The organism is Methylobacterium sp. XJLW, from assembly GCF_003254375.1.
Classification (GTDB): domain Bacteria; phylum Pseudomonadota; class Alphaproteobacteria; order Rhizobiales; family Beijerinckiaceae; genus Methylobacterium; species Methylobacterium fujisawaense.
Map to the genome: position 1 here is coordinate 2,714,157 of NZ_CP016429.1, position 18,723 is coordinate 2,732,879.

The window sequence follows — 18,723 nt, forward strand, 5'->3', positions numbered from 1 at the left end:
CCGGCCTGGGCGCCGTCAGCCGACCGTCGTCTGGGCGATCCCGCCGAATTCGGCCATCGCCGCCCGGAGAGGCGCCTGCTCGGTCCGGGTGGCATCGTCCCCGCGTCCGGCGAGCCGGGCTCACTCTGGCGGCCATGGTCGCCTGCCGCCCGGCCCAGGACGACCCTGCGGCGGCAAGGTCCGCCGACCGCGAGCGAGTGCCCCGGACCCAGGCTCAGTTGCAGCCGTCGCAGATGCTGCGTTCGATCCGATCGGTCAGGGCGCGCTCGCGCCGCTCCTCCGTGCGGGACGGCACTTCGGCGGCCCCGAGCGACGTGCCCGGCGGCTTGGTGACGCCGAGGCTGTTGGTGTTCGGCGCCGTGATCGTCGAGGCCGGGCCGCCGCCGGTGCCCGTCTGATCGGGCGCGACCGTCTGTGCCGCGAGGGGAGCCGAGAGGGTGAGACTCAGCGCGGCCAGACCTGCGAGACGAAAATATCCTCGGCTCATGGAACCTCTCCAGTCTTCGAGAGAACGCCGAACTTCACTGCGGGTTGCTTGCCTCATCGGCGCCGCGCCGGCTCGCGTCGGAACACGCCAACCATCTCAACATGGCCCGAATGGCGGAACTGGTCCACCGGCGTGACGGCCTCCAGCCGGTAGCCGCCGGCAACCAGCGTCGCCGCATCCCGGGCGAAGGTGCCGGCGTCGCAGGCGACGCCGATCACGAGGGGCACGCGCGCGGCGGCGAGCTGGCGGGCCTGGGCCTCCGCGCCGGCCCGGGGCGGGTCGAACACCACCGCATCGAAGGCCTCGAGTTCGAGGGGGAGCAGGGGCCGCCGGAACAGGTCGCGGCGCTCGGTGGTGATCCTGCGCAGGCCCGAGGCCATGCGCGCGGATCGTTCGAGCCCGGCCAGGGCGGCGGCGTCGGACTCGACGGCGTGAACGGCGGCCGTCCGGGCGATCGCCAGGCTCAACGGCCCGCAGCCCGCGAACAGGTCGGCGACACGTCGGACACGGGGGCCGAGGGCCGTCAGGGTGAGATCGCAGAGCGTCGCCTGTCCGGCGGCGGTCGCCTGCAGGAATCCGCCGGGCGCCGGGTAGAGGCGGATCGCGTCGGCGGTGACCGAGACCGGCTCGGCCTCCATGAGCCGCTCGCCGTGGAGGGAGAGGCGGGCGAGGCCGAGTTCGCCGGCGATCCGCACCAGCGCGGTGCCCACGCCGGCACTCACCGGGCCGTGGCCGCGCAGATCGACGTCCAGGCCCTGGTCGGTGGCGGTAACGGCCACGTCGAGGGGTTTGCGCCCATGGCCCAGGGGGGCGGCGAGGCGGCGCGCCACCGCGGGCGCCGCGTGCAGCGCCGGCACGGTGATCGGGCAATGGTCGATCGGGACCAGCGCGTGGCTGCGCGCCGCCATCAGCCCGGCCTCGGCACGGCCATCGATCTCCCGCACGTGCAGGGTGAGGCGGCGACGCCCGGTCCCGTGCGCGTCGATGATCGGGGCAGGGGCCACGTCGAGGCGGGCCTGGGACAGGGCCTGCGCGACGAGGCCGCGCTTCCAGGCGAGTTCCGCGGGCCGCGCGAGGTGCTGGGTGCGGCAGCCGCCGCAGCGCATGTAGTACGGGCAGAACGGCGCGACCCGGTCGGGGGAGGCCTGCGTGACGGCGATGAGGTCGCCGCGCCGCGCCTCCCGGCGGATTTCCGCGCGTTCCCCGGGCAAGGTGTAGGGCACGAGGATCCCATCCTCGGCGATCCCGTCGCCGCGGGCGCCGAGGTCGCGGATCGTGACTGTCTCGATGTCGGCTGTCTCGCTCACGGCAACCTCGCACCGATCAGGAACTCGGCATTGCCGTCGCCGCCCGGCACCGGCGAGTCGATGAGGCCCAGGATTTCGGCGCCGAGCGCCTCCAGGGTTTTGCGGATGGCCGCGCAGACTTCTGCGTGGACCGCCGGGTCGCGCACGAGGCCGCCGCGGCCGACCCGCCCGCGCCCGACCTCGAATTGCGGCTTGATCAGCGCGACGACCTCCGCTCCCGGGGCGAGCAGCGGCGGCAGGACCGGCAGGACGAGGCGCAGACCGATGAAGCTCACGTCCACGCTGGCGAGATCGGGGCGCGGGACGAGGGCGTCCGGGTCGAGGGCGCGGATGTCGGTCCCCTCCCGGTTGGTCACCCGCGGATCCCCGGCGAGGCGCGGATGCAATTGCCCCCGGCCCACATCCAGCGCGTGGACGTGGCGGGCGCCGCGGGCCAGCAGCACGTCGGTAAAGCCGCCCGTCGAGGCGCCGACGTCGAGGCCGGTACGGCCGGCCGGGTCGAGGCCGAACGCATCCAGGGCGGCGGCGAGCTTCATGCCGCCGCGGGAGGCGTAGGGATGCTCGGATTCCGCCTCGACCCGTGCCCCCGGGGCGATCGTGTCCGAGGGGCGCGCGAGCGGGCGCCCGTCGACCCGCACGAGCCCGGCGCGGATCGCGGCCTGGGCCCGGGCCCGGCTCTCGAAGTGGCCGTGCGCCACGAGGAACAGGTCGGCGCGACGCGGGGACGGATCGTCCGTGGGCGGCGCGCGGTCCGGGATAGGCCGGTCTCGGGTCATCAGGGCTTCGTGCGGTCCCGGCAGATCTGCGACGGAGGTTTCGGGCCGCCGCCCTGTCGAAGGCCGGCGCGCTCCCTAACTAGACCGGGCCGGAGAGGAGAGCCACCGTATGACCCGCACCCTGCCGCTGCTCGCATTGCTCGGGACCGTCGCCGCCGGCGCCGCCCTGGCGCAGGAGCCTCCGAAGGAGGCCGCCAAACCGGCAGAGACCTACACGGCGCCGATCAAGAACGCCAAGGGCGACGCGATCGGCGCCCTGTCGATCCGCGACGGGGCGAATGCCCTGGTCCTGCGTGTGACGATCCAGCCCGGTGGTCTGCCGCCCGGCTGGCACGGGATGCATTTCCATGCCGTGGGCGACTGCTCGGATCCGAAGTTCATGAACTCGAAGGCCCACGTGAACCACGACCAGAGCAAGCACGGGCTGCTCAACGCCGAGGGGCCCGACGAGGGCGATCTGCCGAACCTCTACGCCGCGCAGGACGGCTCGGCCAATGCCGAGGTCTCGAGCGAGACGCCGCTGAACGGCGAGGGCGGCCTCAAGGATGGTGACGGCGCGGCGCTGATCATTCACGCCAACGAGGACGACCACACCAGCCAGCCGATCGGCGGCGCCGGCGACCGGATCGCCTGCGGGGTGATCAAGTAGTCGCGGAGGGCGAGGGCACCGCCGGCGGGATCGGCCGCGGGCGGCCGGCCTCGTCGATGGCCACGAAGGTGAACGTGGCCTGCGTGACCCGCTCGCGAACCTGGGTGCAGAAGCGCCGCGCCCAGGCCTCGACTTCGATCTTCATCGAGGTCCGGCCGACATGCGCCACCCGGGTATAGACGCACAGCACGTCGCCGACCCGGACCGGCCGGATGAAGGTCATGGATTCGAGCGCCACGGTGACCACGCGGCCCTGCGCCCGGTCCACCCCCGCGATGCCACCGGCTTGGTCCATCTGCGAGAGCACCCAGCCGCCGAAGATGTCGCCGTTGGCATTGGTGTCGGCCGGCATGGCGATGGTGCGCACCGTGAGGTCGCCCTTGGGCAGATCGACCTCCACGGGCGGTGTCGCGCTTCCGGCCGGTGAGAGTGTGACGTGCTGCATGCCGTCCATCCGCCCCGTCTGCGCCGTCAGGACATCAGGCCGGCGAGCTTGAGACCCGCCGCCAGCAGCACGGCGACCGCACTCAGGATGCATTCGAGCGGGATGGATTGCCAGAGGTCCGGCGTCGCCGCCGCAGGCTCGGCGCGTTGCGCAATATCGTTCATCGGGCTTCCTCTCGGGCGCACCGATCTGCCGTCGGCGGTCCCGTTCTCGGCACGATAAAGCAAGGGCCGCCCGCGCGCACCCCGAATCGGCGCATGAAAAAGCCCGGCGGCTCGAGGGAGCCGCCGGGCCGGTCAGGTCGGAGAACCGCTCAGTAGTAGAACCGGCGGCCGTAATAGGGACGGCGGTAGAACGGCCGCGGGCCGTAGTAGAACCGGCGACGGTAATAGGGGCGGCGCCAGTAGGGCCGCGGGCCGTAGAAGCGGCGGCGGTAGTAGTACTGGGCCTTCTCGGCTACTGCCGGCGCGGCTTCGGCGGGCAGGGCCAGCCCCGGGCCGATGGGCGCGGCGGACGCGCCCTCCGGCGCCGCAGCCGCGAAGCCCAGCACCAGCAGGGCCGCGAGCAGGAATTTCCTCAGCACGGTCTCGACTCCCTTCGTGTGGTTACGTCCTGGTCGACGAACCGCACGGGAAGCGAGGGCCCTCCGCCCGGTCCGAAACGCTGCAACGCGTAGGCGAGCGGAAGCGTTGCAGCATAACTGCTGCGACGTTTCGGACAGGGTTGATCGCGGGTTGAGACCCGACGGGTCAGGCGATCTTCGTCGTCATGTCCTCGATGCGGGCCTCAGCGCTTTGGCGCACGAGGGCGATGCCGTGCTCGCAATCCTCGCGGCGGCTATAGCCTTCGCCGGATTCGGCGATCACCTCGCCGTTGCGCGCCCGGAGGCGCCAGCGCCATTCACCCTTGGCGTCCCGATAGAGTTCGAACCGCATGATGCAGGCCCCCATTCGTCCGTCGGCAGAAATGGGGGCACGGCGCGGCCAATAAAAGGATCTGCCTGCGCCGGAGCGGCCGTCCTGTCGGGCGACGGTCGAGGAAGGGCCATCCGCTGCGCGACGCTCGAGAAGTCCCGGCGACGGACTCGGATCCGGTTTGATTCCTTGTTTTACGCGCACGAATGCCTGAGCTCGCTCGACATCATTGGATCAAAGCAGTATTCGGCTGCATCGCTGCGGGTGGCGAATCACGCGGCCACGGTCGGGCTTGCCGGGTCGCCGTGGCGTGAACGGATCGCGATGAGCGAGAACAGGGCACTGTCCAGCGCATCGGAATGGTCGGTTCCGGAACGCCGGCTGGCCGCGATCTTCGCCGCCGACATCGCCGGCTATTCGAAGGCGATGCATGCCGACGAGAGCGGCGCCATGCGCGCCCTCCAGGCCACGCGGCGGATCGTCGACCGGATGATCGCGGCCCGTCACGGACGGATCGCCAACACGGCCGGGGACAGCGTGCTGGCCGAGTTCGCCTCGGTCATGGATGCCGTCTGCTGTGCGGTGGCGATCCAGCGAGCCCTCGCCGAGGCCGAGGGGGAGGCCGCGCAGTTCCGTCTCCGCATCGGGATCCATCTCGGCGACATCATGGTGCATGACGGCGATCTTTTCGGCGACGGCGTCAACATCGCCGCGCGTCTGCAGAGCGCCGCCGAGCCCGGCGCCCTGAGGCTTTCGGAAGCCGCCTACCTGCAGGTTCGTGGTCTCTCGGAAATCCCGTTCATCGATCTCGGCCCGCAGCGCCTCAAGAACATCGCACGCCCCGTGCGCGTGTACGCCGTGCCGCCCCCCGACCAGCGGACGTCGCGCGCCATCCGGGCGGGCCGCGCCCGCGCCGCCCTCCGGCCGACGCTCGGCGCCGTCGCGGTCCTCGCCGCCGCGGGGCTGGCTCTGACCTGGCCCCGTCTCGTCGGATCCGAGCGCACGGATGGGCCGGGCGAGTCTCTGCGCCCGAGGCTGTCCCTGGTGGTCCTGCCCCTGGCGAACCAGAGCGGCGAAGCAGACCAGGATTATCTCGCCGAGCAGCTCGCCGAGGATCTCTCCGCCGATCTCGCCCGCGCCCCGGGAACCTTCGTCATCGCGCACGGTACGGCACAGGCCTACAGGGGGCGGCCTCTCGAGCCGCGCGCCGTCGGCCGCGAACTCGGCGTCCGCTACGTCGTGCAGGGAAGCCTTCGGCAGAGCGGCGAGCAGGTGCGCTTCGCCGTGCAACTGACGGATGCCGAGACCGGCGCCGCCCTCTGGGCCGACCGCTACGACGGACCGCGGACCGCCGTCGGCGCCGCGCAGGACGTCCTCGTCGCCCAGGTCGGCCGCGCCCTCGGCGTGCGTCTTCTCGAGGCCGCCACGCAGGCCCGGTCGGGCCAGCCGGCGGATGCGGTGGACTTGGTCATGCGCGGACAGGCGCTGCTCAACCGGCCCTTCGCCCGCGACAACCACGCCCAGGCCCGCCCGCTGTTCGAGCGCGCGCTCGGCCTCGATCCGGCCAATGTCGATGCGCGCCTGGGGCTCGCCGAGGTGCTCGTCGACGAGGTGCTGAACGGCTGGACGACCGAGCGGACGGCGGATCTCGACACGGCCGAGCAGGCGATCGCATCGGTCCTCCAGGGCGACCCGACACATCCCTTCGCGCATTACCTGCGCGGGGAGACCCTGCGCGCCCGATCGCGCTACGCGGAGGCCCTCGCGGCGTTCGACCGGGTGCTCACCCTGAATCCCAGCTTCGCCCGGGCCTACGCCTATCGCGGCCTCATCCAGATCTTCCTCGGACGGGCCGAGGAGACGGAGCGCGATATCGCCGCCGCCATCCGCCTCAGCCCCAAGGATCCCCTGCTCGGGGCGTGGCTCGCCCGGGACGGCTTGGCCAAGCTCCATCTCGGGCAGGATCAGGAGGCGATCGAGCCGCTGCGCCGCGCGGCGGCGGTGAACCCGCTCTTCGACTTCCCCCACCTCTATCTCGCCTGCGCCTTCGCGCGGCTCGGCCGGGATGTGGAGGCGCGGGCCTCCCTCGCCGAGTTCCTCAGGCTGCGCCCCGGCTACACCCTCGCCCGCTACCGAAGCCTGACCTCCACCGATCCGACCTTCCTGGCCCAGCGGGCACGCATCTACGAGGGCCTGCGCCGCGCTGGACTGCCAGAGGGCTGACCCCGCGCGTCCGCCCGGCGCGGATCGGGCACCGCGCTCGAATTAGAATTTTTCTTCTTCCCGATATAGGCTGGACCCGACCCGCGCCGAGAAACACGCATAATAACGAGACGCCTGCGGGGTCAGGGAGGAAACGATGAACGAGATCGTCCAGGCCGAGGCCGTCTCAGAGGTCTTCTACGGCGCCTGTCCGCATGATTGTCCCGACACCTGCTCCATGCTGTTCGAGGTGAAGGGCGGCGAGCTTCTGAGCGTGCGCGGCAACCCGGACCACCCGATGACCCGGGGCGGCCTCTGCGTGAAGCTGAAGGATTACGAGAAGCGCCACTATCATCCGGACCGGGTGCTCTACCCGATGAAGCGCGTCGGCCCGAAGGGCTCCAAGCAATTCGCGCGCATCACCTGGGACGAGGCGCTCGACGAGATCGTCAGCCGCTGGACGGCGATTATCGACCAGTACGGGCCGCAGGCCATCGCCCCCTACAGCTATCTCGGCAACCAGGGCCTCGTGCACGGGCTGAACGGCGGCGACGCCTTCTTCAACCGCCTGGGCGCCACCGTGACCGAGCGGACCTTCTGCGGCGAGGGCTCGTGCACGGCCTGGCTCCTCACCGTCGGGCCGACCGCCGGCCTCGATCCGGAGAGCTACATCCACTCCAAGTACATCGTCATCTGGGCCTGCAACTCCGTCAGCACGAACCTCCACCACTGGGCGATCGTGAAGGACGCGCAGAAAAAGGGCGCCAAGGTCGTCGTCATCGACGCCTACGCGTCGCGCACCGCCAAGGCCGCCGATTGGCACATCGCCCCGAAGCCCGGCACCGACGGCGCCCTCGCCATGGCGCTGATCAACTCGATCATCGCGCAGGGCCTCGTCGACCAGGACTACGTCGACAACCACACGATCGGCTTCGCCGATCTGAAGGAGCGGGCCGCCCCGCGCACGCCGGAATGGGCGGAATCCATCACGGGCGTCCCGGCGGCCGACATCCGCAGGCTCGCCCACGAGATGGCGACGGCCCAGCCGGTGGGCATCCGCATGGGCGTGGCGCTGGAGCGGCATTTCGGCGGCGGCCAGACCATCCGGGCGGTCACCTGCATCCCGGCGCTCACCGGTGCGTGGCGCCATGTCGGCGGCGGCGTCACGCAGTTCCCGGTCTGGGAGCATCCCTACAAGTTCGACGTCATGTGCCGGCCCGACCTGATCCCGGAGGGCACCCGGGTCGTCTCGAACCTGCAGATCGGCCGCGCGCTCACCGGGGAGCTGAAGCTCGACCCGCCGATCATGTCGATGATGTGCTGGAACTCGAACCCGGTGACGCAGGCCCCCGAGACCGACAAGATCGTCGCGGGCCTGATGCGGGAGGACCTGTTCATGGTCTCGGCCGAGCACTTCATCTCGGACACGGCCGCCTACGCCGACATCCTGCTTCCGGCCGCGATGGGCGCCGAGATGGAGGACATGATCCTCTCCTGGGGCCACCTCTACCTCACCTACAACACCAAGTGCGCGGAGGCGCCCGGCGAGGCGATCCCCAACAACGAGATCTTCCGCAGGCTCGCCGCCCGGTTCGGCTTCGAGGAAGAGAACTTCAAATGGTCGGACGCGGAGTGCCTGGAGCACTACGTCGACTGGGCCTCGCCCGCCTGCGCGGGGATCGACCTCGCCTACATGCGCGCGCATGGCTTCGCCCGCCTGAAGGTGGGCACGCCGGACGACCGCGCCCCGCACCGGGAGGGCAACTTCCCGACCGATACCGGCAAGTGCATGCTCAAGATCGAGGGCGCCACGAACTTCGTCGCGCCGCCGTTCCGGCAGATGTACGAGGGCTTCCAGCCCGGCGAACCCCTCGACCCGCTGCCCGACTATGTCGGTGCGCGGGAATCGCACGCGAACGATCCGGAGCTGGCCAAGCGCTACCCGCTCAACATCGTCTCGCCCAAGAGCCACTACTTCCTGAATTCCTGCTACGCCAACATGGCGGACAAGCAGAAGGGCCAGGGCGAGCAGTTCGTGATGATCAGCCCGACCGATGCCGAGTCCCGGGGCATCGTCGACGGCGACCGCGTCCAGGTCGCCAATGCCCGGGGCGCCTTCAAGGGCGTCGCGCGCGTCACCGACGACGTCACGCACGGAATCGTGGTGGCGACCCTCGGCTACTGGCGCCAGCTCAACGAGGGGACAGTCAACAGCATCTCGTCGGCGGCCTTCACCGATATGGGCCACGCCCCCTCGTTCTCCGACAACCTCGTCGAGGTCTCGCGGGCGAACTGACCGAGTCCTGTGATGGGAACCGCGCGCAGCGACGGGAGCCGGGGCAGCGTCACAGCCGGGGATGTGGTGCCGGCTGGCGTGCGTCGCTGCGCGCGCGGGGACAGCGGAGCCCTCATGGGGAGACGGGGTCGCGGGGCGTCCCCGCCCGCCATCCGGCCGGCGGCGCCCTCGCCGCGTGCGGGGCCGCAAGGGCCCGAGGCATGGTCACGGGCGTCAGGGGGAAACTGATCGCCGCGCGGCGCGGCTTCGCGGCCGCGGCCTGCGCTGAAATGGAAAGCCGCCCGGGACGGATCCGTCCCGGGCGGCTCGAATGTGACGCTCAGGAGCGGGGCGCCCGCTCCAGCCAGCCGATGCTGCGACCCTCGCCGCCGCCCCCGCCGCTGCGCGGCCGGGCATCGGCCCGCTGGGGCCGGGCGTCGCGGTTCGGACGGCCCTGGTTGGGGCGCTCGCCCTGCGGTCGTGCCGGCCGGTCGGCGCGGACGTCGCGGCCCTGCGGGGCATGACCCCGCCCGTCGCCGCGGGCGTCGGCCCGGCCCTCCTGGGGCCGGCCCTGCCGGGGCGCACCCTGGCCGGGACCGCCGAAGCCGCGGCCACCCTCCGGCCGACCCTGCTGGGGACGGCCCTGCGACTGCCGGGGCCGCTGACCCTGGCGGCCGCCGCCGGGACGCTGCTGCTGCCGTTCGGGCCGGCGCTCCTCCTCGCGGGCGATCTCGGCCGCCTCCTGGCGGGACGGCGGGGTGAAGCCCTCGGGGAAGCCCGCCACCGGCACCTTCTGCCGGGTCACCCGCTCGATGTCGCGCAGGTAGGCCTTCTCCTCGTCGTTGCAGAACGAGATGGCGAGCCCGTCCGCGCCGGCCCGGGCGGTGCGGCCGATCCGGTGGACGTAGCTCTCCGGCACGTTCGGCAGGTCGAAATTGACCACGTGGCTCACGCCCTCGACGTCGATGCCGCGGGCCGCGATGTCGGTGGCGACCAGAACCCGGCAGGAGCCGTCCTTGAAGGACGCCAGCGCCCGCTCGCGCTGCGGCTGGCTCTTGTTGCCGTGGATGGCCGCCGCCGCGATGCCGACCTTGTCGAGCCCGCGGACGACGCGGTCGGCGCCGTGCTTGGTGCGGGTGAAGACCAGGACGCGTTCGATCGCCGGATCGCGCAAGATGTGGCCGAGCAGCGCCTGCTTGGCGCCGGTGTGGACGAAGATCACCTGCTGGTCGACCCGCTCCGCCGTGGTGGCGACGGGCGTCACCGCGACCTGGACCGGATCGGTGAGATACTGCGCCGCGAGGCCGGCGATATTCTTCGGCATGGTCGCCGAGAAGAACAGGCTCTGGCGCTTCTCGGGCAGCATCTTCACGATGCGCTTGAGGGCGTGGATGAAGCCGAGGTCGAGCATCTGATCGGCTTCGTCGAGGACGAGGATCTCCACGCCGTCGAGGATCAGTGAGCGACGCTCGATCAGGTCGATCAGCCGGCCGGGGGTGGCGACGAGGATGTCGACGCCCGGCGCCAGGGCGCGCTCCTGCCGGCTGATGGTGACGCCGCCGAACACCACCGTGTTGGTGAAGGACAGGTGACGGCCGTAATCCGAGAAGGATTCGGCGATCTGGTTGGCGAGCTCGCGGGTGGGCGAGAGCACCAGCACCCGGCAGCCGCGGCGCGGCGCGCGGCGGTCCGAGAGCGAGAGGCGGTGCAGGATCGGCAGCGCGAAGGCCGCGGTCTTGCCGGTGCCGGTCTGGGCGATGCCGCAGAGGTCGCGGCCTTCCATGGCGGGCGGGATCGCCTGGGCCTGGATCGGGGTCGGCGCGACGTAGCCGGCCTCGCTGAGCGCCCGCAGCACGGGCTGGGCGAGGCCGAAATCGGTGAATTGGGTCAAGGATGTATCCGATGCAGCAGGGCCGGCCGGGCGCCTCGCGTCGCACGCGATCGATGCCGTGTTGGGGCCGGTCCGTTGGCAGGGGGCAGCCCGCGTGATGGGGCGGCCCGGGTGCATGCACGTTATGAAGAGGGGGGCCGGATCACGCCGGGAAGGCGCCCGATCCGTCACGCAGCCCCCTCAAGCGGGCCATGACGGCCGCTGACGCTGCAGCGCCGATATGCGGCTGTGCGACTGCGAAGTCAATGCAGGGCCGGGTTGCGGCGCGATCAGGCCGAGGGCCACGCGGACCGGTACCAGTGCTCCGTCGAGCCCGCGAACACGGCCGGCGATCCGGGCATGGCCCTCCGCCTCCCGCAGCGCCAGGGCGCCCGAGCTTTCGGTCGATCGGGACCGGGCCTCGGTTCCGCAGAGCGGATCGGCTTACTCTGATGTTGTGTCGCAATCGGCGGCGCACCGCCCTGTCTTGCACCACATCCGGGCTGCCGCAGATCCGGGGCAACCGAAACAATGTGGTGCGGCCAAGAGGACTCGAACCTCCACCCCTCTCGGGACTAGCACCTCAAGCTAGCGCGTCTACCAATTCCGCCATGGCCGCATCGGACGCGAAGATCGGTCCGTTTGCCCGACCGTCGCGCGCCGCGGGAGAACCCGGGGCCGCTTTCGTATCGCGCGGCGCAGCGGATAACAGATCGTTCCGCCGCCGACAAGCGCCTCGCTCACGGGGAATCGTAGCCGCCCTCCAGGAAAGGCGCCGCGCCGTCGCCGATGCTGATGCCGGGCTCCACGATCGAGGCCGCCTTGCGGATCAGCTCGGTCACCTCGACGGAGATGCGGTCGCCGGTCACCACGATCTGCCCGCGGGCGATCGGGTGGTCGTTGGCCAGGATCTCGACCATGTCGCTGTCGCTGGCTTCCAGCTCGATCACGGCGCCGCGGCCCATGCGCAGCAGCATGTGCAGCGGCATGCGGGCGCGGCCCAGCACCACTGTCAGATCGACCTTCAGGGTCTCGAAGATCGCCACCAGCCGCCATCCTGTCTCACGGCCGGTCCTTGCCAGCGCCGGCCGCGAATGTTGAAGGCTGCGACCATCGACGCAGGATGATGAACTCTTGGTAAACGCGCCCCGCCTCACGGTCCGCCCGCACGCCTTCCCGAAGCGACCCGGCGCAGATCCGGTCGCCGGCCCGGTGGGCTGGCGCGTGAGCGACGCGCCCGTGGGCTACGCGGCCGCCCTCGCCTGGATGGAGGCGCGTGTGGAGGCGATCGCCCGCGGCGCGGCGCCCGAATGCGTCTGGCTGCTGGAGCACCCGCCGCTCTACACGGCCGGGACTTCGGCCCGACCGGAGGATCTGGTGGCACCGGACCGCTTCCCGGTCCACGCCACGGGCCGGGGCGGGCAATACACCTATCACGGCCCCGGCCAGCGGGTCGCCTACGTGATGCTCGACCTCGACCGGCGCAGCCGCGACCTGCGCGCCTATGTGGCGAGCCTGGAGGCGTGGCTGATCGAGACGCTCGCCGCCTTCAATGTCCGCGCCGAGCGCCGGGAGGATCGGGTCGGCGTCTGGGTACGCCGGCCCGAGAAGGGGCCTCGCGTCGAGGACAAGATCGCGGCGATCGGGATCCGGGTGCGCCGCTGGGTCAGCTTCCACGGCATCAGCCTGAACGTCGAGCCCGATCTCGCGCATTTCGACGGGATCGTGCCGTGCGGCGTCCGGGAGCACGGGGTGACGAGCCTCGTCGATCTCGGCCTGCCCGTGAGCCTGCCGGAGGTCGACATGCAGCTCCGCGCCGCCTTCGAGGCGCTCTTCGGGGCCACCGTGACCGAGGCGGCGGACTGATCGGGCATGCCGCCGATGCCTCCGGCCGCGCCGATCAGAAATCCGCGTGCAACCGCGAGGCGAAGAAATGCGCGGGGCCGCGGTCGCGATTGTATCCGGGATTGTCGATGAACTGGTAGTCGAAGGTCAGGGTGACGAATTTCGTGAGGTTCAGGGCGTAGTAGGTCTCCAGCGCGCGCTCGGTGCCGTAATTCAGCCGCCCGTCGCCGATCAGCAGGCCGAGGTAGCCGGCCGCGAAGGCGGCCCGGTGTGAGGGCGAGAGCCCGTTCATCGCGGCGCCGATGCCGATCGTGTCGTCGGGCCGGTCCCAGGCCTTGCCCTTCAGCGACAGGCCTCCGGAGAAGCTCCGGTCGATGTCGGTGAAGGAGATGTTCTCGGTGCGCCCGTCGTTCAGGCTCGCCCGGGCGAACAGCCCGAGTTCCGGCGTCAGCCCCTGCTCCAGGTTGATGAAGCCGCCGGTCTTGCGGCGGGGGCGCCTTGTCGCCGCGACGGCGTCGTTGATGTCGTCGAACAGGCCGAGCTGCGTCAGGGTGACCACGTCGCGGTTGTTGGCCGAGACACCGACATTCGAGAACAGGCCGATTCGGATCTTGCCGGGCTGCTCCAGCCACGGGAGGACGTGGCGCTCCTCGAACTCGACGTTCAGCCCCGCACGCCGGAACACCCGCGGGTCGAGCACGTCGCTCGACGGCTCCTTGGGCACCTGCGTGTAGGCTGCGCGGATGGCGAATTCCGGCCGGTTGTACTCGGCGTAGACGCCCTGCGTGAAGCCCGGGAGGTTCGCCGGGAAGTCCCAGGCCGAGGCGCCCCAGAGCGACCAGTTGAAGAAGTCCACGCGCGGGTCGTGCGCGTAGATGTTGCCGTCGAAGAAGTCGCCCAGCGCGAACTTGCCGGCGATCAGCGTGATCCGCTCGGCATCGTAGCGGGTGGCCACCTGGTTCGGACCGTCCGGCACATCCACGGTCTCGCCGCCCAGCCCGAAGGTCTGCTTCACGTAGTAGCGGTTCGAGCGCAGCTTCGGGAACGGGGCGCCCGCCTTCTGCGCCTCGCCGTTGACGAAGCCGGCGACGCCCAGCGTCCGCGAAAGGCCGAAGCCCTGGCTGAATTCGGGGTTGTAGTAGATCTCGGTGCTGTCGGTGAGCTTGAGGCCGAGGAAGATCGTCGCCGTGGTGGTCTGCCGGGCCTGATGGGGGATCAGGCTCTGCGCGCCCTCGTAGGGCGAGCGGAAGCCGGGCACGGCCTGCGCGATCAGGGTCGTCTGCCCGTGCAGCGAGAAGCGGCCGGTATCGCCGTTGTCGGGGTCGTGCGGAGCGGTCTCGTCCGGGTCCGGCGGCACCTTCAAGCCGCCCGGAAACCACATCAGCCGTGCGAACAGCTGGTTGGAGGTGAAGCTCGCCCGGGTCGTGACCGGTCCACCCGTGTCGCCGGGCACCACGCCCAGCGGGAAGCGCCGGCTGCCGCCGAGATCGATGTAGCGGTAGTCGATGCCCAGGGCGAGGCTGTCAGTGATGGCGTATTGCACGCCCGCGCCCAGGGTGAAGCCGACATAGCCCAATTCCCGCTGCGCGGTGGTCTGGCCGCCCGTGTCGAGATCCGGATAGCTGGCGAGAAACCGGGCGTTCGCACCGGTGAGCCCGAAGGTGCCGTAGATCAGATAGCGATCGAAGCTGTAGCCGAGTCGGGCACGCAGGGCGCCGTAGAGATTCGTCTTGGCGCGCACGACGTTGAAGGCCGGATCCGCATCCGCGTAGCCGAACCCCGCGACGGTCGCGGGGACCGGACGCTTCAGATTCGCCAGATCGAGATTCGCTTCGATGCCGTAGACCCACGGCCCGGCCTGCCAGGTCCAGCCGCCGAACACGCCGCCCACGGCCGTGGTGGCGTTGCGCCCCTGGTCACTGCGGCCCGTGGAATCGCCGCTCTTGAAGGCCGGGATCGGCCGGCCGCCGATCGTCGTCGGACCGAAATTGTAGGCCCCGTAGGATCCGCCGGCGCTGCCCTCGAGGCCAACATAGCCGCCCGACCAGTCGGTGTAGGTCGGCCGGGTGGCGTCGGGGCGCGGCGCGGCGAAGTCGGCCGCCCGCGCGGCGACCGGGACGAGAAGGGGCGTCGTCAGAATGAGGGCTGCGGTGCGGACCAGGGGCACGGAACGGGTTCTCATCCGACTCACAAAAAAGTATAGCACTTGCTAAAACGGTCTTTGGCATCGCGCAAGCCAGGGTGCGCCTTCTCGCCACAGGCCGCCTCGCAAGTCATCTCCGTTCCGCCCGCCATCCTCGATGCTCGGCATGGCAGTGGAATGACAATCCCGGTCCCGCCGTCTCGGTCAAGATGCAGAGGGTCATCGTATAGCGAACATCTCCGTGAGCTTTTGCAATGACCGCGTCACGGTGCCGGAAAGACATGCGAATACGATCATGGCTCCCCAAGGTGGTCTCAGATTAGAATTGTTATTATTTGAGATCGATGCGATTCCAGTTTGAACTTCGAGCGGGGTGGATTATGTGCGACCGCATGCATGCGTCGCCCATCACTCCGCTTCTCCGCGGCCTCGCCGCGGCCTCGCTCCTCGCCTTCGCGGGCCCCGCGACGGCCAAGGAAGTGCCGATCGGTCCGCATGTGACGCAGAACGGCCTGGAGGTCGCCGCCGTCTATCTCCAGCCGATCGAGATGGATCCTCCCGGCATGATGCGCGAGGCCGCCAAGTCGGACATCCACCTCGAAACCGATATCCGCGCCGCCAAGGACAACCGCAACGGCTTCGCCGAGGGGGATTGGGTGCCGGCCCTCGACGTCCGGTTCGAGGCGGTGAAGCTCGATGGCGACAAGCCCACCGACCAGACGGTGTCGGGGGTGCTGATGCCGATGGTCGCCAATGACGGGCCGCATTACGGCGATAACGTCAAGCTGTTCGGCCCCGGCCGCTATCGCCTCAAAGTAATGGTCGCGCCCCCGGGCAAGGACAGCCATTTCGGTCGCCACGTGGACAAGGAGACAGGGGTCGGTCCGTGGTTCGAGCCCTTCGCGGTCACCCAGGATTTCACCTTCGCCGGTGTCGGCAAGAAGGGCGCCTACTGAATTTGCCGGAGCTGTCCGTGTCCCGCCTGTCGCGCTTCCTCGCCCCTGCCGCCGTGCTGCTGGTCGCCGTCGCGTCCGCGCGGGCCGACGACATGCCGGTCATCAAGGTCGAGATGCGCGATGGGGTGATCCTTCCGGCGGTGATCGAGGTGCCGGCCAACACCCGGTTCAAGCTGGAGATCTCGAATACCGGCCAGAGCCCGGTTGAGTTCGAGAGCACGGAACTCAAGCGCGAGAAGGCGCTGGCCGCGGGCTCGACCTCGGCGATCGTGTTCCGCACCCTCGATGCCGGCACCTACCAGGTGTTCGACGACTTCCACCCGGAGGCGAAGGCGACTTTGGTGGCCAAATGAGCGCGTCGACGACAGCGCCAGCCTCCCTTGCCCTGAGCCGTGTTCCGCCGCGTCGATCCGTCATCGACGGTGCGCTGGCCCGGTTCGGCGACGGGCTGCGCCGGTACGGTTGGATCATCCGGGCCGTGCAATGGCTGATCGTTGCCGTCTACGCGGTTCTGGTGATCGTCCCGGCGCTGCTGCCGCTCCCCGACAACGCCGCCCATATCTGGACCAACCTGACGCTCGCCGCTCAGTTCGCGTTCTGGGGGATCTGGTGGCCGTTCGTGCTGGTGAGCATGGTCCTGGTCGGCCGTGCGTGGTGCGGCGTGCTCTGCCCCGAGGGCGCGCTCAGCGAATTCGCAAGCCGCTGGAGCCGCGGCTATGCCGTGCCGCGCTGGATCACCTGGCAGGGCTGGCCCTTCGTGGCCTTTGCCGGCACCACCGTCTACGGGCAGATGACCAGCGTCTACGGCTATCCCAAGCCGGTCCTCGCGGTCCTGGGGGGCTCGACGCTGGCGGCGATCGTGGTCGGCCTGCTCTATGGGCGCAACAAGCGCGTCTGGTGCCGCTACCTCTGCCCGGTCAACGGCGTCTTCGCGGTGCTGTCGAAGCTGGCGCCGGTCAGCTTCCAGGTCGACAGCGCCGCCTGGGCGGTCTCGCCCAAGCCCGTCGGGGGCACCGAGAGCTTCAACTGCGCGCCCCTCGTGCCGGTAAAGACCATGCGCGGCGCGGGCGCCTGCCATATGTGCGGGCGCTGCAGCGGCCATCGCGGCGCCGTGCGCCTCGCCCTGCGCTCCCCCAATCACGAGATCGTCCGCGTTGCGGGCGAGGAGCCCAGCCTCGACCAGACCATGCTGATCCTGTTCGGCATGCTGGCGCTGGCGGTCGGCGCCTTCCAGTGGTCGTCGAGTCCCTGGTACGTCGACGCCAAGCAATGGGCCGCCACGTGGCTCATCGAACGCGGGATCACGTGGCCCCTGGAGCATTCGGCGCCCTGGTTCGTGCTGACGAACTACCCTGACCGCAACGACGTCATGACCCTCCTCGACGGCGGGTTGCTGCTGGCCTACATCGGCGCCGCGACGATCGTCCTCGGGCTCGCCCTGTCGGGGATCGTGGCGCTCGCGACCCTGTCCCTCGGGGGCTGGTCCCTGCGCCGCTTCCACCACCTGACCCAGACGCTGATCCCCGTGGCGGGCTGCGGCGTCTTCCTGGGCCTGTCGGCGCTGACCGTCACGTTCCTCCGCGGGGACGGCATCGTGATCCCCTACGTGGCGGAGATCCGCACGGCCCTGCTCGCCGGCGCGAGCCTGTGGAGCGTCTGGCTCGCCTGGCAGGTGGCGGGGCTTGCCGTCGGTGGGGTCCGCCGGGTGGCGGCCGCAGCCTGCATCGCCGGGGCGGCCGCCCTGTCGGTGGCCAATTGGGTGCTCCTGTTCTGGATCTGGTAGCGCGCGGTCCGCGCGCGGTGCTTCACGCTCTCGCATAACCCCTGGAGACCGCCATGATCGGCGCCTTCGTCATCGCCTTCCGCGAAGTCATCGAGGCAGGCCTCATCATCTCCATCGTGCTGGCGGCCACCCGGGGCATCCCGGGCCGGATGCGCTGGGTCCTGCTCGGCGTTGCCGGCGGCCTCGCGGGTGCCGCCCTGGTGGCGCTGTTCGCCGAGAAGATCTCCGATGCCTTCGAGGGGAGCGGGCAGGATATCCTGAACGCCGCGGTCCTGATCGTCGCCGTGCTGCTGCTCGTCTGGCACAACACCTGGATGAGCAAGCACGGCAAGGAACTGGCGGGCGAGCTGCGCGCCGCCGGCGCGGCGGTGCGATCGGGGGAGCGGGAGGCGGCGGCCCTCTCGATCGTGATCGGCGCCGCGATCCTGCGCGAGGGCGCCGAGCTGGTGCTGTTCCTGTATGGCCTCGTGGCCTCGGGCACCTCGGGGGCCGACATCCAGTTCGGCGCCGTCGCCGGCATCGGTGCGGGCGTGCTCCTCTCGGCGGTCACCTATCTCGGCCTCGCCTCGATTCCGAGCCGCTACGTCTTCTCGGTGACGAGCGTGCTGATCATCTTCCTCGCGGCCGGCTTGGCTGCGCAGGCCGCGCAGTTTCTGAGCAATGCCGGCGTGGTGGACGTCCTCGGCCACACCCTGTGGAACAGCTCCGGTTTGATCGCCGAGAATTCCTGGCCCGGCCGCGTCCTGCACGCCCTGGTCGGCTACACGGACCGCCCGACCGCCCTGCAGGGTCTGGTCTACATCGCCACCATCGCGGTGATGATCGGCCTGATGCAATGGAGCGCCGCCGACCAGCGCCGCGCGGTGCGGGCGGCGTAGAGCGGCGTCCGACCCCATGGCGGCCGGTCCGTCCGACAGCGTGATGTGCGGAGACTGTGCGCCGCCCGGCTGACCCGGTCGGGACAGATCCGGCGCCGGGGTGCGGGCGTCCCGGGCCAAGGGGCCACCCGGCTGTGTGTCCTCGACGCGAGGCGACCGGTTCCGCCGCACCGATCGGCGATGCGGCGGATCG

General features: G+C 70.5%; 18 protein-coding genes and 1 tRNA gene. 8 read left to right on the forward strand and 11 right to left on the reverse strand.

Annotated features, from left to right (window positions below; all coding sequences use genetic code 11):
- Nucleotides 1-214: 214 nt before the first annotated feature.
- From A3862_RS12590 to A3862_RS12600, 3 genes are read right to left on the reverse strand one after another with little or no spacing between them, the layout of a single operon-like run.
- A complete protein-coding gene (locus A3862_RS12590) occupies nucleotides 215-487 on the reverse strand; it encodes a hypothetical protein (RefSeq protein WP_043348336.1) in 273 nt (90 codons plus the stop codon).
- 53 nt (nucleotides 488-540) lie between these two features.
- Nucleotides 541-1,794, reverse strand: coding sequence for a class I SAM-dependent RNA methyltransferase (locus A3862_RS12595; protein WP_111473624.1), 1,254 nt, complete (start codon nucleotides 1,792-1,794; stop codon nucleotides 541-543).
- Nucleotides 1,791-2,570, reverse strand: a complete 780-nt coding sequence (locus A3862_RS12600; RefSeq protein WP_111473625.1) for a TlyA family RNA methyltransferase — start codon at nucleotides 2,568-2,570, stop codon at nucleotides 1,791-1,793. Before A3862_RS12600 ends, A3862_RS12595 begins: the two co-directional genes overlap by 4 nt.
- 109 nt (nucleotides 2,571-2,679) lie before the next feature.
- On the opposite strand from A3862_RS12600, the gene A3862_RS12605 reads away from it, so the two are divergent.
- The gene (locus tag A3862_RS12605; RefSeq protein WP_043759105.1) at nucleotides 2,680-3,219 is read left to right on the forward strand and encodes a superoxide dismutase family protein; all 540 of its coding nucleotides are present in this window, start codon (nucleotides 2,680-2,682) and stop codon (nucleotides 3,217-3,219) included.
- Here the strand turns inward: A3862_RS12605 and A3862_RS12610 are convergent.
- The 4 genes from A3862_RS12610 to A3862_RS12620 all read right to left on the reverse strand — a co-directional run bounded on the left by A3862_RS12610 (nucleotide 3,212) and on the right by A3862_RS12620 (nucleotide 4,599).
- The gene (locus A3862_RS12610) at nucleotides 3,212-3,664 is read right to left on the reverse strand and encodes an acyl-CoA thioesterase (protein WP_051976177.1); all 453 of its coding nucleotides are present in this window, start codon (nucleotides 3,662-3,664) and stop codon (nucleotides 3,212-3,214) included. The two genes, A3862_RS12605 and A3862_RS12610, sit on opposite strands and share 8 nt — an antisense overlap.
- Nucleotides 3,665-3,690: 26 nt before the next feature.
- Nucleotides 3,691-3,828: a hypothetical protein gene (locus tag A3862_RS31510; RefSeq protein WP_164706365.1), complete on the reverse strand. Its 138-nt coding sequence runs from the start codon at nucleotides 3,826-3,828 to the stop codon at nucleotides 3,691-3,693.
- Nucleotides 3,829-3,977: 149 nt separating this feature from the next.
- Nucleotides 3,978-4,247: a hypothetical protein gene (locus A3862_RS12615; protein WP_043385676.1), complete on the reverse strand. Its 270-nt coding sequence runs from the start codon at nucleotides 4,245-4,247 to the stop codon at nucleotides 3,978-3,980.
- A gap of 166 nt (nucleotides 4,248-4,413) precedes the next feature.
- A complete protein-coding gene (locus A3862_RS12620) occupies nucleotides 4,414-4,599 on the reverse strand; it encodes a YegP family protein (protein WP_043385745.1) in 186 nt (61 codons plus the stop codon).
- A 303-nt stretch (nucleotides 4,600-4,902) separates the two neighbouring features.
- Between A3862_RS12620 and A3862_RS12625 the strand changes: the two genes are divergently transcribed.
- Entirely contained in the window at nucleotides 4,903-6,801 is a 1,899-nt protein-coding gene (locus tag A3862_RS12625) for a tetratricopeptide repeat protein (protein ID WP_111473626.1), read from the forward strand.
- A gap of 136 nt (nucleotides 6,802-6,937) precedes the next feature.
- A complete protein-coding gene (locus tag A3862_RS12630; RefSeq protein ID WP_043759104.1) occupies nucleotides 6,938-9,076 on the forward strand; it encodes a molybdopterin-containing oxidoreductase family protein in 2,139 nt (712 codons plus the stop codon).
- Nucleotides 9,077-9,395: 319 nt separating this feature from the next.
- On the opposite strand, the gene A3862_RS12635 is transcribed toward A3862_RS12630, so the two are convergent.
- The 3 genes from A3862_RS12635 to A3862_RS12645 all read right to left on the reverse strand — a co-directional run bounded on the left by A3862_RS12635 (nucleotide 9,396) and on the right by A3862_RS12645 (nucleotide 11,971).
- Complete coding sequence (locus A3862_RS12635; RefSeq protein ID WP_043759103.1) at nucleotides 9,396-10,946, reverse strand: DEAD/DEAH box helicase; 1,551 nt, start codon at nucleotides 10,944-10,946, stop codon at nucleotides 9,396-9,398.
- Nucleotides 10,947-11,459: 513 nt separating this feature from the next.
- Nucleotides 11,460-11,544, reverse strand: a tRNA-Leu gene (locus A3862_RS12640).
- 121 nt (nucleotides 11,545-11,665) lie between these two features.
- Nucleotides 11,666-11,971, reverse strand: coding sequence for a FliM/FliN family flagellar motor switch protein (locus A3862_RS12645; protein WP_043351350.1), 306 nt, complete (start codon nucleotides 11,969-11,971; stop codon nucleotides 11,666-11,668).
- 88 nt (nucleotides 11,972-12,059) lie between these two features.
- Here A3862_RS12645 and lipB point away from each other — a divergent pair, with 88 nt between their 5' ends.
- Complete coding sequence (lipB, locus tag A3862_RS12650; RefSeq protein WP_043351352.1) at nucleotides 12,060-12,791, forward strand: lipoyl(octanoyl) transferase LipB; 732 nt, start codon at nucleotides 12,060-12,062, stop codon at nucleotides 12,789-12,791.
- Between the two features lie 34 nt (nucleotides 12,792-12,825).
- Here lipB and A3862_RS12655 read toward each other — a convergent pair whose 3' ends face one another.
- Nucleotides 12,826-14,952: a carbohydrate porin gene (locus A3862_RS12655; protein WP_111473627.1), complete on the reverse strand. Its 2,127-nt coding sequence runs from the start codon at nucleotides 14,950-14,952 to the stop codon at nucleotides 12,826-12,828.
- A 353-nt stretch (nucleotides 14,953-15,305) separates the two neighbouring features.
- On the opposite strand from A3862_RS12655, the gene A3862_RS12660 reads away from it, so the two are divergent.
- The 4 genes from A3862_RS12660 to A3862_RS12675 are packed head-to-tail and all read left to right on the forward strand — an operon-like array spanning nucleotide 15,306 to nucleotide 18,530.
- Nucleotides 15,306-15,869: an iron transporter gene (locus A3862_RS12660; protein WP_205782340.1), complete on the forward strand. Its 564-nt coding sequence runs from the start codon at nucleotides 15,306-15,308 to the stop codon at nucleotides 15,867-15,869.
- A 17-nt stretch (nucleotides 15,870-15,886) separates the two neighbouring features.
- Nucleotides 15,887-16,222 (forward strand): cupredoxin domain-containing protein, encoded by a 336-nt coding sequence (locus A3862_RS12665; RefSeq protein WP_043351359.1) that lies wholly within the window; start codon nucleotides 15,887-15,889, stop codon nucleotides 16,220-16,222.
- Nucleotides 16,219-17,652, forward strand: coding sequence for a 4Fe-4S binding protein (locus A3862_RS12670; protein WP_043759100.1), 1,434 nt, complete (start codon nucleotides 16,219-16,221; stop codon nucleotides 17,650-17,652). Before A3862_RS12665 ends, A3862_RS12670 begins: the two co-directional genes overlap by 4 nt.
- Before the next feature lie 53 nt (nucleotides 17,653-17,705).
- Nucleotides 17,706-18,530, forward strand: coding sequence for an FTR1 family iron permease (locus A3862_RS12675; protein WP_043351362.1), 825 nt, complete (start codon nucleotides 17,706-17,708; stop codon nucleotides 18,528-18,530).
- Nucleotides 18,531-18,723 lie beyond the last annotated feature (193 nt).